13 protein-coding genes are annotated in these 15166 nt (G+C 64.3%); 8 read left to right on the forward strand and 5 right to left on the reverse strand.

Translation table 11 applies throughout. The features are described 5' to 3' along the window. Positions 1–94 precede the first annotated feature (94 nt). Complete coding sequence (nudC, locus tag AC2T3R_RS17090; protein ID WP_061551147.1) at positions 95–925, reverse strand: NAD(+) diphosphatase; 831 nt, start codon at positions 923–925, stop codon at positions 95–97. 36 nt (positions 926–961) lie between these two features. After that, positions 962–1774, reverse strand: a complete 813-nt coding sequence (locus tag AC2T3R_RS17095; RefSeq protein WP_015270981.1) for a crotonase/enoyl-CoA hydratase family protein — start codon at positions 1772–1774, stop codon at positions 962–964. A gap of 150 nt (positions 1775–1924) precedes the next feature. Here AC2T3R_RS17095 and nhaB point away from each other — a divergent pair, with 150 nt between their 5' ends. The 5 genes from nhaB to AC2T3R_RS17120 all read left to right on the forward strand — a co-directional run bounded on the left by nhaB (position 1925) and on the right by AC2T3R_RS17120 (position 6575). Beyond that, entirely contained in the window at positions 1925–3427 is a 1503-nt protein-coding gene (gene nhaB / locus AC2T3R_RS17100) for a sodium/proton antiporter NhaB (RefSeq protein WP_410952360.1), read from the forward strand. Positions 3428–3622: 195 nt separating this feature from the next. Beyond that, entirely contained in the window at positions 3623–4237 is a 615-nt protein-coding gene (locus AC2T3R_RS17105) for a dihydrofolate reductase family protein (RefSeq protein ID WP_410952361.1), read from the forward strand. A gap of 80 nt (positions 4238–4317) precedes the next feature. Further along, positions 4318–4863 carry a lipocalin family protein gene (locus AC2T3R_RS17110; RefSeq protein WP_013973308.1) on the forward strand — a complete coding sequence of 182 codons (546 nt, stop codon included), beginning with the start codon at positions 4318–4320 and terminating at the stop codon, positions 4861–4863. 178 nt (positions 4864–5041) lie between these two features. Continuing rightward, positions 5042–6001 carry a ribonuclease Z gene (locus tag AC2T3R_RS17115; protein ID WP_486743996.1) on the forward strand — a complete coding sequence of 320 codons (960 nt, stop codon included), beginning with the start codon at positions 5042–5044 and terminating at the stop codon, positions 5999–6001. A 34-nt stretch (positions 6002–6035) separates the two neighbouring features. After that, on the forward strand, positions 6036–6575 hold the full coding sequence (locus AC2T3R_RS17120) for a P-loop NTPase family protein (protein WP_085720536.1): 540 nt from the start codon (positions 6036–6038) through the stop codon (positions 6573–6575). Between the two features lie 141 nt (positions 6576–6716). On the opposite strand, the gene AC2T3R_RS17125 is transcribed toward AC2T3R_RS17120, so the two are convergent. Together AC2T3R_RS17125 and AC2T3R_RS17130 are read right to left on the reverse strand one after the other, a co-directional pair. Continuing rightward, positions 6717–8000, reverse strand: coding sequence for a Zn-dependent hydrolase (locus AC2T3R_RS17125; RefSeq protein ID WP_486743997.1), 1284 nt, complete (start codon positions 7998–8000; stop codon positions 6717–6719). A gap of 137 nt (positions 8001–8137) precedes the next feature. Beyond that, positions 8138–9628, reverse strand: a complete 1491-nt coding sequence (locus tag AC2T3R_RS17130; RefSeq protein ID WP_410952364.1) for an NCS1 family nucleobase:cation symporter-1 — start codon at positions 9626–9628, stop codon at positions 8138–8140. A gap of 339 nt (positions 9629–9967) precedes the next feature. Here AC2T3R_RS17130 and hydA point away from each other — a divergent pair, with 339 nt between their 5' ends. The 3 genes from hydA (at position 9968) to preA (ending at position 14215) form a co-directional block, all read left to right on the forward strand. After that, positions 9968–11407, forward strand: a complete 1440-nt coding sequence (hydA, locus tag AC2T3R_RS17135) for a dihydropyrimidinase (protein ID WP_013973312.1) — start codon at positions 9968–9970, stop codon at positions 11405–11407. Between the two features lie 165 nt (positions 11408–11572). Beyond that, a complete protein-coding gene (locus tag AC2T3R_RS17140) occupies positions 11573–12940 on the forward strand; it encodes an NAD(P)-dependent oxidoreductase (RefSeq protein ID WP_054573016.1) in 1368 nt (455 codons plus the stop codon). Beyond that, the gene (gene preA, locus AC2T3R_RS17145) at positions 12941–14215 is read left to right on the forward strand and encodes an NAD-dependent dihydropyrimidine dehydrogenase subunit PreA (protein WP_102083428.1); all 1275 of its coding nucleotides are present in this window, start codon (positions 12941–12943) and stop codon (positions 14213–14215) included. Positions 14216–14362: 147 nt separating this feature from the next. Here preA and AC2T3R_RS17150 read toward each other — a convergent pair whose 3' ends face one another. Next, entirely contained in the window at positions 14363–14983 is a 621-nt protein-coding gene (locus AC2T3R_RS17150; RefSeq protein WP_015270992.1) for a TetR/AcrR family transcriptional regulator, read from the reverse strand. Positions 14984–15166 lie beyond the last annotated feature (183 nt).

Here is a 15166-nt window from a genome sequence, read left to right on the forward strand (position 1 = left end):
GCGAGAAATGTCCTCCGCCGTCGTTGCAGGACTTGGCAATGGAATGACCATTGCCTGCGCCCTGCGCCTAGTCGGAGAACATTTCTCACTGCAGCTAGGACGGGAAAGCAGGGATATCACAGCCCAGCCGCCGTGCAACATACAGGTCGATCAGATACCGGGCGATGGACCGCCCGGCCGGCAGCGGCGGCAGGTCGTGAACGCTGAACCACTTGGCGTCCTCGATCTCGTCCGGCTGCATGACGATCTCGCCGCCAGCGTATTCGGCGTGAAAGCCCAGCATCATCGAGTGGGGGAACGGCCAGCACTGGCTGCCGATGTACTGGATGTTCTGCACCTCCACCGCCACTTCTTCACGCACTTCGCGCACCAGGCAGTCCTCGGCCGACTCGCCCGGTTCGGCGAAGCCCGCCAACGTGCTGTACACCCCGGTTACAAAACGTGGCGAACGCGCCAGCAGGATTTCGTCGCCACGGGTCACCAGCACGATCATGCTCGGCGAAATGCGCGGGTAGCTGCGCAGGTCGCAAGGCTGGCAGTACATCGCCCGCTCCCAGCGAATCTGCGTCATTGCCTGGCCGCAGCTGCCGCAGAAGCGGTGCTCGCGGGCCCAGGTGCCGATCTGCGCGGCATAGCCCAGCACTTTGTAGGTGTCGAAATCACCCTCGAGCATGAATGCACGCAGGCCGCGCCAGGCGCAGCCGGGCACCTCGGTAGCGCTGCGCAGCTCCAGCAGGAACACCGGCTGGCCGTCGAAGTGGCCGATGCCGTGCTCGCACAGTACGTCGAGGTCCTGGCGCTTGAGCCAGTCGCGAGGGAACAGCGCGCCGTTGTCGTCCACCAGGAACCCTTCCGGGCTGCGGGCCACGGCCAGCCCCCCGGTGATCTGCGGGTCGAGTACTGCGGTAGTCCAGCGTGCTGACATGTCGGGGGTTCCCTTACTTCGCGTCCCCCGGCCTGATCAGTCGGCGAACGTCGGTTTCTGTTTGCTCATGTGCGCCGCCACCGCCACGCGCAGGTCTTCGGACTGCAGCATCGCGGCGTTCCAGGTGGCGATGTACTCCAGGCCATCATCGATGCGATGGTCACGCATGTAGCTGAGCATTTCCTTGGTGCCGGCCACGGCGATCGGCGATTTTGCGGCAATCTCGCCAGCGATGGCAAAGACCCCATCCATAAGCGCGGCCTGATCATCATAAACCCGGTTGACCAAGCCGATGCGCAGCGCCTCTTCTGCCTCGACATTGCGCCCCGTGTAAGCCAGCTCACGCATCATGCCGTCACCGATGATACGAGGCAAACGTTGCAGTGTGCCGACATCGGCGGCCATGCCCATGTCGATTTCCTTGATCGAGAACTGCGCGTCGCTGCTGCAGTAGCGCATGTCGCAGGCCGAGATCAGATCGATGGCGCCGCCAATGCAGTAACCCTGCACCGCGGCCAGTACCGGCTTGCGGCATTTGTCCACGGCATTGAACGACGCCTGCAGGCGCAGGATGGTGCTGCGCAGGAAGCGTGCATTACGGCCCACGTCCTTGCCCATCTGCCCGGCCAGCGAAGCCAGCATCATCAGGTCGATGCCGGCGGAAAAATGCTTGCCGGCACCGCTGATCACTACAGCTCGCACTGCATCGGTGTCGTCGACCCACTGGAAGATGTCGATGATCTCCTCCCAGAAGGCAGCGTTCATCGCATTGCGCTTGTCCGGGCGGTTGATCTGAACGTGGGCGATGCTGTTGGTCAGTTCGACCTTGAATGCGCTGTACTCGGTCACGGGCGGCACTCCTGCGGATAAAGGGTTCATGGCACGGATGTTAACCCAGCCCGATGACCGCACTTGTGCCAAAAACGGGACTATACGCCTTGCCTAAGAGGCGCTGATCCGGCACCGTGCGCCATCGCCGAATCATAAGGATACAAATTCATGTCGCGCTCCCTGACCGGCGCCCTCGCCCACAGCTTTCTAGGCCAGTCGCCGCTTTGGTACAAGGCAGTCATCTGCCTGTTCCTGGTACTCAATCCGCTGCTGCTGATGGCCGTCGGCCCGGTCGCTGCCGGCTGGGCACTGGTGCTCGAATTCATCTTCACCCTGGGCATGGCCCTGAAGTGCTACCCGCTCATGCCTGGCGGCCTGCTGCTGGTCGAAGCCCTGCTGTTGCAGATGACCACCCCGCAAGCCCTGTACGAAGAGCTGCAGCACAACTTCCCGGTGATCCTGCTGCTGATGTTCATGGTCGCGGGCATCCACTTCATGAAGGAACTGCTGCTGTTCCTGTTCTCGCGCATCCTGCTGGGGGTGCGTTCGAAGGCGATCCTGGCGTTGCTGTTCTGCGTGATGTCGGCATTCCTCTCGGCGTTTCTCGATGCACTGACCGTGACCGCCGTGATCATCAGCGCCGCGGTCGGTTTCTATGCGGTGTACCACCGCGTCGCCTCCGGGGCCAATCCGCGCGAAGACAGTGCTCTGGACAGCGACCAGCAGGTCGCACAGTTGCACCGTGAAGACCTCGACCAGTTCCGCGCATTCCTGCGCAGCCTGCTGATGCATGGTGCGGTGGGCACCGCCCTGGGCGGCGTGTGCACGCTGGTGGGCGAACCACAGAACCTGCTGATCGGCCACGAAATGGGCTGGCACTTTGCCGATTTCTTCCTGAAGGTGGCACCGGTGTCGCTGCCGGTGCTGGGCGCCGGCCTGCTGACCTGCGTGCTGCTGGAGAAGCTGCGCCTGTTCGGCTATGGCAAGCTGATGCCCGAGCCAGTGCGCCAGGTGTTGGCCGCCTATGCGGCCGAGGACGATGCTGCACGCACGACTGCCCAGCGCATCGCTCTGTGGGTGCAAGGGTTCGCTGCACTGATCCTGATCTTCTGCCTGGGGCTACACGTTGCCGAGGTCGGCCTGATCGGCCTGATGGTGATCGTGCTGATCACGGCATTCACCGGCATTACCGACGAACACCGCCTGGGCCGCGCCTTCCAGGACGCCATGCCGTTCACCGCATTGCTGGTGGTGTTCTTCGCGGTGGTGGCGGTGATTCATCAACAGCAACTGTTCAGCCCGTTGATTGCCTGGGTGCTGGCGCTGCCGGCCGAGCAGCAACCGGGCATGCTGTACCTGGCCAACGGCCTGCTGTCGGCGATCAGCGACAACGTGTTCGTTGCCACCATCTACATCACCGAGGTGAAGCAGGCGTTCCTCAATGGCAACATGAGCCGCGAGCATTTCGAGACGCTGGCGGTGGCGATCAACACCGGCACCAACCTGCCGAGCGTGGCGACGCCGAATGGGCAGGCGGCGTTCCTGTTCCTGCTGACTTCGGCGATCGCGCCGCTGATCCGGCTGTCGTATGGGCGAATGGTGTGGATGGCCTTGCCCTATACCGTAGTGATGGGTGGGCTGGGGTGGTGGGCGGTCACCTACTGGCTGTGATGTAGCCTGCACCGGCCTCTTCGCAGCACAAGGCTGCTCCTACAGGCACTGCACCGCTTTCTGGAGCTGTGGTGATCCTGTGGGAGCGGGCATGCCCGCGAAAGGGCCGGCACAGGTTTGCGTTGTCGATTCTGTCCGCCGCCATTCGACTATCCCACGCCCCCAGCCACCCCGGCTGCCAACAGGAGAGTCCCCATGCGCAAACTCATCGTAGCCGCCTTCATCAGCCTCGACGGTGTCATGCAGGCCCCCGGTGGTCCGCAGGAAGACACCAGCGGCGGCTTCACCTACGGCGGCTGGATCGTACCTTACGCCGAGGAAGTCTTCGGCCAAGCCATGCAAGCCCTGTTCAGCCAGCCCTTCGAGTTGCTGCTGGGCCGGCGCACCTACGACATCTTCGCCGGCTACTGGCCAAAGGTAAAAGACAGCTCGGAAGACTTCTCCATCGCCAACCTGTTCAACAGCGTGCCCAAGCACGTGGCCACCCACACCCCCGCAACCCTCGACTGGCACAACAGCCATGCACTGGGCGCAGACATCACCGCAGCGGTCCACGCGCTGAAACAACAGGACGGCGCCAACCTGCTGACCCAGGGCAGCAGCGATCTGGTGCAGCAGCTGCTGGCGGCGGGCCTGGTCGATGAACTGCAACTGCTGATCCACCCGTTGCTGCTCGGCCACGGCAAGCGCCTGTTCGGCGACGATGCGGCAGCGGCGGCCTTCACACTGCAGCATTCGCAGGTTTCGCCCACGGGCGTGCTCATCGCCCGTTACGTGCGTGCAGGTGAAGTGCAGACCGGTTCGTTCTGAAAGGCATAATCCTGTACAACTTTTGCCTCTCGCTCGCATCGAAACCCAAGTAAGCCCCGTCCGTATCAAGGAGGTTCACCATGGCGCTACGCACCACGTTGCTGCTTTCCTGCATGACCTTGGCCCTGCTCGGCTGCGCCGGCAACGATCACCCGGCACCGCCGCGTACCCAGCAGGTCGACCTGCAACGTTACCAGGGCACCTGGTACGAACTCGCCCGGCTGCCGATGTTCTTCCAGCGCAACTGCGTGCAGTCCGAGGCGCAGTATGGCCTGCGAGAGGATGGTCGCCTCGACGTGACCAACCGCTGCCAGGAAAAGGACGGCCAGTGGAACCAGGCCAAGGGCATCGCCGAAGCCCAGCAACCGGGCAGCACCGACAAGCTCTGGGTGCGCTTCGACAACTGGTTCAGCCGCCTCGCGCCCGGCCTGACCAAGGGCGAGTACTGGGTGCTGTACCACGACCAGGACTACCGCGTAGCCTTGGTCGGCCACCCGAACCGCGAATACCTGTGGCTGCTTTCACGCACGCCTGCAGTCACGGACCAGATGCGCGAGCAACTGCTGACGATCGCCCGGGAGCAAGGCTATGACACCAGCAAGCTCATCTGGCGGCAGGCCGAGTAGGCAAGACCTGGCGGGCCATCGACGACATGCAGCAATCCGGCTAAGGTGTGCGCCCCGTATCATCTCGAAGGAACAAACCCGTTGAGTACCACGCCGCCACCAGCACCTTGCATCCGCCCGACACCCATCGGCCCGCTGGTGGAGACGTTACTGCTGGGCTGAAACAAGGAGCCAGACCATGGATTTGCTGTTCCTGGGCACCTCCGCCGGCGTGCCGACCAAGGCACGCAATGTGAGCGGTACCGCAGTGATCGAGGCCAGTGGCAGCCACTGGTACCTGGTCGACTGTGGCGAAGGCACCCAGCACCGGCTGCTGCACACACCGCTGTCGATCCGCGACCTGCGCGCCATCTTCATTACCCACGTGCACGGCGACCATTGCTTCGGCCTGCCGGGCCTGCTGGCCAGCGCCGGCATGAGCGGGCGCACCCAGCCGCTGGACCTTGTCCTGCCCGCCGCCCTGCACGACTGGGTGCGCCAGGGGCTGGTGGCCAGCGATACCTTCCTGCCGTTCGAACTGCGCCTGCTGGCCGTGGAGGAGCTGGTGGAATGGCACAGTGACGCCCTGGAAGTGACCAGCGTGCAGTTGTCGCACCGGGTGCCGAGCGTCGGCTTCGTGTTCACCGAGCTCAACCCCGAACCGCGACTGAACATCCCGCGCCTGGAAGCCGAAGGTATCCCCCGCGGCCCGCTGTGGGGCGAGCTGGCCAAGGGTTTGACGGTGCAGCATGGCGGGCGGCGGCTGCACGGCAAGGATTACCTCCGCCCTTCGCGCCCGCCGCGGCGGGTGATCGTGTGCGGCGACAACGACAACCCCGAGCTGTTGGCCGACGCCGCCAGGGGCGCGGACGTGCTGGTGCACGAGGCCACGTTCACCCAGGCGGTGGTCGAGCGCACGGGGGTCACCTTCGGCCACAGCACCGCGGCTGCAGTGGCGCGCTTTGCCGAAGCTGCGGGCGTGCGCAATCTGGTGCTGACGCACTTCAGCGCCCGCTACCAGAACGACCCACGGCGCAGCCCGAGCATCGACAACGTGCGCGACGAAGCCCTCGCCCACTACAGCGGGCAGCTTACCCTGGCGCAGGACCTGCAGCGCTATCACATCGGGCGCGATGGCTGTCTCGAACCGGCCGGATGATTTAGCATGGCCGGTTTTCCAAAAGGACTTGGCCATGCAACGCATCGTGATTCTGGGCAACGCCGGCAGTGGCAAATCGACCCTGGCCCGGCAGATAGGCGCACGCTTGGGCGTGCCGGTGGTGCACCTCGATACGTTGTTCTGGGAGACCGGCTGGGTCGAGCCGGATGCCGAGACCTTCCGTACCCGCGTGCGCGATGCGGTGGCTGGGGAGGCTTGGGTATGCGAGGGCAATTATGCCCGCCGCACGTTCGACCTGCGTCTGCCGCGGGCCGACCTTGTCATCTGGCTGGATACGCCGAGACTGACCTGCCTCAAGCGGGTGATCCTGCGCAGTGTGCTGAACAAGCCCCGACCGGACCTGCCGGCGGGATGTACCGAGCGGCTGGACCGGGCGTTTCTGACCTTCTTGAAGTTCGTATGGACGTTCGATCGGGGGTATCGGCCGGGGATCGAGGCGAGCCGCCAGGCCACAGGGCCGCAGGTGCCGGTGGTGCATTTGCGAGGTGAACGGCAGATTGCGGCGTGTCTGGCAGATCTTACCCAACCCGCCCCGGCAGCGCGGCCCCTGTAGGAGCGGCCTTGTGTCGCGAAAGGGCCGCAAAGCGGCCCCGGCGATGCCCGCGTCTACTTCAAGATCCTGGGGCTGCTGCGCAGCCCGATCGCGACACAAGGCCGCTCCTACAAAAAGCGCGTACTCCTGATACTGACGGCGCTAGGCCGCCAATCGGCCACTGGCAATCGCCTCCGACGCCGCCAGCATCGCGCGCAGCAACACTGCGCAGCCCGCAGCCAGGTCCTCGGGCGTGGCGTTCTCGATCTCGTTATGGCTGATACCGTTCTCGCACGGCACGAATATCATCCCCGCCGGCCCCAGTTCGGCCAGGAAGATCGCGTCGTGCCCCGCGCCGCTGACGATGTCCATGTGCGGCAGGCCCAGCGCCTGCGCCGATTTGCGCACGGCATCGACACAGGCATTGTCGAAGTACAACGCCGGGAAATCGGCTGTGGGTACCAGTTCGTGGCTCAGGCCATGCCTGGCACAGGTCGCCTCGATCACCGCACGCACATCGGCAATCATCGCATTCAGCTGCTCACCCTCCAGATGACGGAAATCCAGGGTCATGCGCACTTCGCCCGGGATCACGTTGCGCGAGCCCGGGTAGGCCTGCAGGCACCCCACCGTCCCACAAGCATGGGGCTGGTGGCCGAGGGCGGTGCGGTTGACTGCCTCAACCACTGCCGCCGCGCCGACCAGGGCGTCCTTGCGCAGGTGCATGGGCGTAGGGCCGGCGTGGGCCTCGACACCGCGCAAGGTCAGGTCGAACCACTTCTGGCCCAGCGCACCCAGCACCACGCCGATGGTCTTGCCCTGATCTTCGAGGATCGGGCCTTGCTCGATATGCGCTTCGAAATAGGCCCCCACCGGGTGGCCTGATACAGCACGCGAGCCGGCGTAGCCGATGGCGTTCAACGCCTCACCAACACTGACACCCTGGGCGTCGCGCTTGGCCAGGGTTTCCTCCAGCGTGAACTTGCCGGCGAACACCCCGGAACCCATCATGCACGGCGCAAAGCGCGAGCCTTCCTCGTTGGTCCACACCACCACTTCCAGCGGTGCTTCGGTTTCCACGCCGAGATCGTTGAGGGTACGAATTACCTCCAGCCCGGCCATCACCCCGAAGCAACCGTCGAACTTGCCACCGGTGGGCTGGGTGTCGATATGGCTGCCGGTCATCACCGGGGGCAGCTTGGGGTTACGCCCAGGGCGACGGGCGAAGATGTTGCCGATGGCGTCGATGGTGACCGTGCAACCGGCGGCCTCGCACCACTGCACGAACAGGTCGCGGGCCTGGCGGTCGAGGTCGGTCAAGGCCAGGCGGCACACGCCGCCCTTGGCGGTAGCACCGAGGCGGGCCAGGTCCATCAGGGACTGCCACAGGCGGGTGCTGTCGATGTGGTGGGCGGTGGTCTTCAGGATCTCTTTGACTGGGGTCACGGGTTTCTCCTTCAGGCTTTTTGTTGTATGTGCCGGCCTCTTCGCGGGCATGCCCGCTCCCACAGGATCACCACAGGTCTGGAAAACCGTGCAGTACCTGTGGGAGCGGGCGAGCCCGCGAAGAAGCCGGCGCGGTCTCACGGCAAAGGCTTGACCACCCGCGCCGGGCTGCGCGCGACCACACGGGCCAAGAGGTAATACAGCGCCCCACCCAGCAGCGAACCGGTGAACCAACCGTAGTCGTAGAACCAGCTGAAACTGCTGTTGCCAATCGCCATGACGGTCAGCGCCACCGGCAACGCAAAGGCGGCAAAACCGGCCCAGTTCCATGCCGGGTATACGTCGTCACGGTACAGCCCGGCCAGGTCCAGCTCCTGCCGGCGGATCAGGAAGTAGTCCACCACCATGATCCCGGCGATCGGCCCCAGCAGGCTCGAATACCCCAGCAGCCAGTTGGAGTACACGCTCTCCAGGCTCAGGTCGGAAACGATCCAGCCCAGCTTCTTCAGCAGCTCATGGCCCATCAGCGCCAGGCCGATGAAGCCGGTCAGCCACACCGCGCGGCTGCGCCCGATCAGGCGTGGGGCGATGTTCTGGAAGTCGTTGGTCGGCGACACGATGTTCGCCGCGGTGTTGGTCGACAGCGTGGCGATCACGATCAGCGCCATGGCCAGGGCCACCCAGAACGGGCTGTGGATTTTGCCGATCAGGCTGACCGGGTCGGACACGGTCTCGCCAACCAGCGATGCCGAGGCTGCGGTCAGCACCACGCCCAGCGCAGCAAACAGGAACATGGTCAGCGGCAAGCCGAAGATCTGCCCGAGAATCTGGTCCTTCTGGCTGCGGGCATAGCGGCTGAAGTCGGGGATGTTCAGCGATAGCGTGGCCCAGAAACCGACCATGGCGGTAAGCCCGGCGCAGAAGTAGCCGAGCATGTTCGCCCCTTCCGGGCGCTTGGGCGGCTGGGCCAGCAGTTCGGTCATCGACATGTGCGGCAAGGCCCAGAACAGTAGGCCGACGCCGACCGCCACCAGCAGCGGTGCCGAAAGCGTTTCGAGCCACTTGATCGACTCGGCGCCGCGCAGCACCACCCACAGGTTCAGGCACCAGAAGATCATGAAGCCGATCACCTCGCCGGTGCCGCCCAGGGCTTTCCAGCCGTCGAACACCGAGCCGAGGAACAAATGGATGGCCAGGCCACCGAACATGGTCTGGATGCCGAACCAGCCACAGGCGACCACCGCCCGGATCAGGCATGGCACGTTTGAGCCGAGTATGCCGAACGACGAACGCAGCAGCACCGGGAACGGAATGCCATACTTGGTGCCAGGGAAGGCGTTGAGGGTGAGCGGGATCAGCACGATCAGGTTGGCCAGCAGAATAGCCAGCAAGGCCTCGCCCACGCTGAGGCCGAAGTAGGCGGTCAGCACGCCACCGAGGGTGTAGGTGGGCACGCAGATGGACATGCCCACCCACAGGGCGGTGATGTGCCATTTGTTCCAAGTGCGCTGGTGCACCTTGGTCGGGGCGATGTCGTGGTTGTAGCGCGGGCTGTCGAGGACATCGCTACCTTCGGACAGCTCGAACAGGCCATCGCGCTCGACCACTTCCGATCTGCTCTGCTGCATGGGGGCTCTCCAGATTTTCTTCTAGTTGCTGCCCATCGGGCTGATGCGATGGCCGGAGTACTCACGGTTCATGTGCTTGAAAATCTCGACCAGATTTTCATCTTGTCAAGTAAGTCAAAGCATCAGAAAGCTACGCAGCCAGCACCAATAATTAAATTAACCCATTAATTTCAATCAGTTAAAAACCACAAAATTAATGGGAAAATTTTCTTGCCGAATCCCGGATCAGCATCTAGCCTCGAATCTTGTCAGGCCTGACAGGATTAACCGCCCTGCCCGCCCTGCATCAAGAAAACTCCAAGAACCGGCCCAGACCGGTCAGCCTGCGAGGAAAACGGCATGTCCCTGTTGATCCGTGGCGCCACCGTGGTCACCCACGAAGAGAGTTACCCCGCTGATGTCCTGTGTGCCGATGGCCTGATCCGTGCCATTGGGCAAAACCTCGAACCGCCCACCGACTGCCAGATCCTCGACGGCAGTGGCCAGTACCTGATGCCCGGCGGCATCGACCCGCACACCCACATGCAGCTGCCGTTCATGGGCACGGTGGCCAGCGAGGATTTCTTCAGCGGCACCGCCGCGGGCCTGGCCGGTGGCACCACCTCGATCATCGACTTCGTCATCCCCAACCCGCAGCAGTCGTTGCTTGAGGCCTTTCACACCTGGCGCGGCTGGGCGCAGAAAAGCGCCAGCGACTACGGCTTCCATGTCGCCATTACCTGGTGGAGCGAGCAGGTAGCCGAAGAGATGGGCGAACTGGTGGCCAAACATGGGGTGAACAGCTTCAAGCACTTCATGGCCTACAAGAATGCGATCATGGCCGCCGACGACACCCTGGTGGCCAGCTTCGAGCGCTGCCTGCAACTGGGTGCAGTACCCACCGTGCATGCCGAGAACGGCGAGCTGGTGTACCACCTGCAAAAAAAACTGCTGGCCCAGGGCCTGACCGGGCCGGAAGCCCACCCGCTGTCACGCCCATCCCAGGTCGAGGGTGAAGCGGCCAGCCGAGCCATCCGCATTGCCGAGACGCTGGGCACACCACTGTATCTGGTGCACGTTTCCAGCCGCGAAGCGCTGGATGAAATCGCCTATGCCAGAGGCAAGGGCCAGCCGGTCTACGGCGAAGTCCTGCCCGGCCATCTGCTGCTGGATGACAGCGTCTACCGTGACCCTGACTGGGCCACCGCCGCAGGCTACGTGATGAGTCCCCCGTTCCGTCCGCGTGAACACCAGGAGGCGCTGTGGCGTGGGCTGCAATCGGGCAACCTGCACACCACCGCCACCGACCACTGCTGCTTCTGCGCCGAGCAGAAAGCCATGGGGCGCGACGATTTCAGCCGCATCCCCAACGGCACTGCCGGCATCGAGGACCGCATGGCAGTGCTGTGGGATGCAGGGGTCAACAGCGGGCGCCTGTCGATGCATGAGTTCGTTGCGCTGACCTCCACCAACACCGCGAAAATCTTCAACCTTTTCCCTCGCAAGGGTGCCATTCGTGTTGGTGCCGACGCCGACCTGGTGCTGTGGGACCCGCAAGGCACGCGCACCATCTCGGCCAAGACCCACCACCAGCAGGTGGACTTCAACATCTTCGAAGGCCGTACCGTGCGCGGCATCCCCAGCCATACCATCAGCCAGGGCAAAGTGCTCTGGGCCGATGGCGACCTGCGTGCGGAAAAAGGCGCGGGGCGGTATGTGGAACGGCCGGCGTATCCGTCGGTGTATGAAGTGCTGGGGCGCAGGGCCGAAGTGCAGCGGCCGACGCCCGTCCAGCGCTGAAGCCATTGGGGCTGCTGCGCAGCCCATCGCGACACAAGGCCGCTCCTACAGGAGTGCGCGGTTCCTTGTAGGAGCGGCCTTGGGTCGCGATGGGGCGCGCAGCGGCCCCAGAAACCACCGCAATGCTTGTCGCCTGCATCCATAAAAAATAGAGAGGCTACAACCGTGATCGACGCCCTGAACCACTTGCCGCGCCCACGGGCCGGCGCCGACCAGCTGGCCGAGCGCTTCAGCGACCTGGCCCCACCCCTCACCGCCCGCCAGGCCGCCGTCGAAAGCGCACGCTGCCTGTATTGCTATGACGCCCCCTGCGTCAACGCTTGCCCCAGTGACATCGACATCCCGTCGTTCATCCATCGCATCAGCGACGAAAACCTGCAAGGCGCCGCCGAGCGCATCCTCTCGGCCAACATCCTCGGCGGCAGTTGCGCCCGCGTCTGCCCCACCGAAATCCTTTGCCAGCAAGCCTGCGTGCGCAACAACGCGCAGGAATGCGCACCGGTGCTGATCGGCCAGCTGCAGCGCTATGCTCTGGACAACGCCCACTTCACCGAGCACCCGTTCCAGCGCTCGCCGGCCACCGGCAAGCGCATCGCCGTGGTCGGTGCCGGCCCTGCCGGGCTGTCGTGTGCCCACCGCCTGGCCATGCACGGGCATGATGTGGTGGTGTTCGAGGCCAGCGACAAGGCCGGTGGCCTCAACGAGTACGGCATCGCCCGCTACAAGCTGGTGGACGACTATGCCCAGCGTGAAGTGGAATTCCTGCTCGGCATCGGCGGCATCGAGATCCGCCATGGCCAGCGCCTGGGCAGCAACTTTGGCCTGGGCGAGCTGCGCGACCAGTTCGACGCAGTGTTCCTCGGCCTGGGCCTGAATGCCGTGCGCCAGCTCGGCCTGCCTGATGAAGAAGCCCCCGGCCTGCTCGCCGCCACCGCATACATCCGCGAACTGCGCCAGGCCGACGACCTGAGCCAGTTGCCCCTGGCCGACCGCTGCCTGGTGATCGGCGCCGGCAACACCGCGATCGACATGGCCGTGCAGATGAGCCGCTTGGGTGCCCGCGACGTCAACCTGGTGTACCGCCGTGGCCATGCCGACATGGGCGCCACCGGCCACGAGCAGGACATCGCCAAGGCCAACCAGGTGCGCCTGCATACCTGGGCCCGCCCCGATGCCGTGTTGCTGGACGACAGCGGCAAGGTGCGCGGTATGCGCTTTGCCCGCACCGAGCTGGCAGACGGCCGCCTGCGCGACACCGGCGAAACCTTCGAACTGGCTGCCGATGCCATCTTCAAGGCCATCGGCCAACGCTTCGACGACGCCAGCCTCGTCGACCCGGTGGCCGCACAACTGGCGCGCGACGGCGAGCGCATCCGCGTCGACGAAACGATGCAGACCAGCCTGCCGGGCGTCTATGCCGGCGGCGACTGCACCGCCCTGGGCCAGGACCTTACCGTCCAGGCCGTGCAACACGGCAAGCTGGCCGCCGAAGCCATCCATGCCCAACTCATGCTCAACGTGGAGGCTGCGTAAATGGCCGACCTGTCCATCGAATTTGCCGGCATCAAGGCACCCAACCCCTTCTGGCTGGCCTCCGCTCCGCCAACCGACAAGGCCTACAACGTGGTCCGCGCCTTCGAGGCCGGCTGGGGTGGCGTAGTGTGGAAAACACTCGGTGAAGACCCGGCGGCAGTCAACGTGTCGTCGCGCTACTCGGCGCATTACGGCCCCAACCGCCAGGTGCAGGGCATCAACAACATCGAGCTCATCACCGACCGCTCACTGGACATCAACCTGCGCGAAATCACCCAGGTGAAGAAGGACTGGCCCGACCGCGCACTGATCGTGTCGCTGATGGTGCCCTGCGTGGAAGACTCGTGGAAGTTCATACTGCCGCTGGTGGAAGCCACCGGGGCCGATGGCATCGAACTGAATTTCGGCTGCCCGCACGGCATGCCGGAGCGCGGCATGGGCGCGGCGGTCGGCCAGGTGCCGGATTACGTGGAAATGGTCACCCGCTGGTGCAAGACGTACTGCTCGCTGCCGGTGATCGTCAAACTCACGCCGAACATCACCGATATCCGCCAGTCGGCCCGCGCCGCGCACCGTGGCGGGGCGGATGCGGTGTCGTTGATCAATACCATCAACTCGATCACCAGCGTCGACCTCGATCGCATGGTCGCCCACCCCATCGTTGGCGACCAGAGCACCCATGGTGGTTATTGCGGTTCGGCGGTGAAGCCGATTGCCCTGAACATGGTCGCGGAAATCGCCCGCGACCCGCAAACGCTCGGCTTGCCCATCTGTGGTATTGGCGGCATCGGCAGTTGGCGTGACGCAGCCGAGTTCATGGCCCTGGGCAGTGGCGCTGTACAGGTGTGCACGGCAGCGATGCTGCACGGCTTCCGCATCGTCGAGGACATGAAGGACGGCCTGGCGCGCTGGATGGACCAGCACGGGCACCCCAACATCGAAGCGTTCCGCGGCCAGGCGGTGGGGCATACCACCGACTGGAAGTACCTGGACATGAACTACAAGTCGGTGGCGCACATCGACCAGCAAGCATGCATAGGCTGCGGGCGCTGCCACATTGCCTGTGAGGACACTTCGCACCAGGCGATTGCCAGTACGTTGCAGGCTGACGGGACGCATATCTACAGCGTGATCGAGGAGGAATGCGTGGGCTGCAACCTGTGCCAGATCACCTGCCCGGTGGAGAGCTGCATCGAGATGGTGGCCCAGGATACCGGCAAGCCGTACCTGAACTGGACGCAGGATCCGCGTAACCCCTACCGCGAGGCCAGTTGAGGCAATTGGGGCTGCCTTGCAGCCCTTCGCGGGCACGCCCGCTCCCACAGGGATCGCGCCGCTTGGGAGGGCAGCGAAACACCTGTGGGAGCGGGCGTGCCCGCGAAGGGCCGCAAAGCGGCCCCAATCGCTCAGCGTACACCGACCTCAAGGCTCCAGCCCGATCCCCCGCAAGATCACGCTGGTCACCGTCTGCACGGCATTTTCAAAGGCCATGTCCGACAACGCCTCCCCGCCATTGAGCAACGTCACCTGGTAACCAAAGTCGGCATAGTGCTGGGTCGAGGCCCAGATCATATACAAAAGCGCCGAGGGCTCCACGGGCAGGATGCGCCCCTCCTCCACCCAGCGACGGATCTTGGCTTCCTTCAGCTTGGCCCAGGGCACCAGGCTTTCATCCAGGTTCACCCCCAACACCGGCGCCCCGTGCAGCATCTCTTCGGCCCAGATCTTCGACCCCAGCGGCCGCGAGCGCGAGTGGCCCATCTTCGCCCGGATGTAACTGGTCAGCACCACGCGCGGGTCGTCGAAGTTCTCGAAGCACAGCGCGTCCTGCTTCCACACATCCAGCAGGTCCTGCAGCACTGCGCGGAACAGATCGTCCTTGGTGCTGAAGTAATAATGCAGGTTGGAACGCGGCAGCTCGGCCTGCTCGGCGATATCACCCATCGACGTGGCGCCGTAGCCCTTCTCGGCGAACACCTTTTCCGCCGCCTGCAGGATCTTCTCGATATTGCGCCGGCGGATTTCGATCTTGTGATTGGCCATCAGGCTTGGGCCGTCCACACCGCCAGCTCATAACCGTCTGGGTAGATGAAATTGAACTCGATGTTGTCGATCTGCCGATCAGTACCGCGAATGCCCATGTGTGCTCCGTGCCAAAGGGGTTTGCCCTAGTCTACTCCGCTTACTCCAAGCCAGCGCAATCCCTGTAGGAGCGGCCTTGTGTCG

The sequence above is a fragment of the Pseudomonas sp. PVC-5-1 genome (assembly GCF_057444345.1).

Bases quoted from the DNA above. Each gene is read 5' to 3' on its own strand.
- nudC (WP_061551147.1), bottom strand. From the start codon at position 925: ATGTCAGCACGCTGGACTACCGCAGTACTCGACCCGCAGATCACCGGG.
- nhaB (WP_410952360.1), top strand. From the start codon at position 1,925: ATGTCGCGCTCCCTGACCGGCGCCCTCGCCCACAGCTTTCTAGGCCAG.
- AC2T3R_RS17105 (WP_410952361.1), top strand. From the start codon at position 3,623: ATGCGCAAACTCATCGTAGCCGCCTTCATCAGCCTCGACGGTGTCATG.
- AC2T3R_RS17110 (WP_013973308.1), top strand. From the start codon at position 4,318: ATGGCGCTACGCACCACGTTGCTGCTTTCCTGCATGACCTTGGCCCTG.
- AC2T3R_RS17115 (WP_486743996.1), top strand. From the start codon at position 5,042: ATGGATTTGCTGTTCCTGGGCACCTCCGCCGGCGTGCCGACCAAGGCA.
- AC2T3R_RS17120 (WP_085720536.1), top strand. From the start codon at position 6,036: ATGCAACGCATCGTGATTCTGGGCAACGCCGGCAGTGGCAAATCGACC.
- AC2T3R_RS17130 (WP_410952364.1), bottom strand. From the start codon at position 9,628: ATGCAGCAGAGCAGATCGGAAGTGGTCGAGCGCGATGGCCTGTTCGAG.
- hydA (WP_013973312.1), top strand. From the start codon at position 9,968: ATGTCCCTGTTGATCCGTGGCGCCACCGTGGTCACCCACGAAGAGAGT.
- preA (WP_102083428.1), top strand. From the start codon at position 12,941: ATGGCCGACCTGTCCATCGAATTTGCCGGCATCAAGGCACCCAACCCC.
- AC2T3R_RS17150 (WP_015270992.1), bottom strand. From the start codon at position 14,983: ATGGCCAATCACAAGATCGAAATCCGCCGGCGCAATATCGAGAAGATC.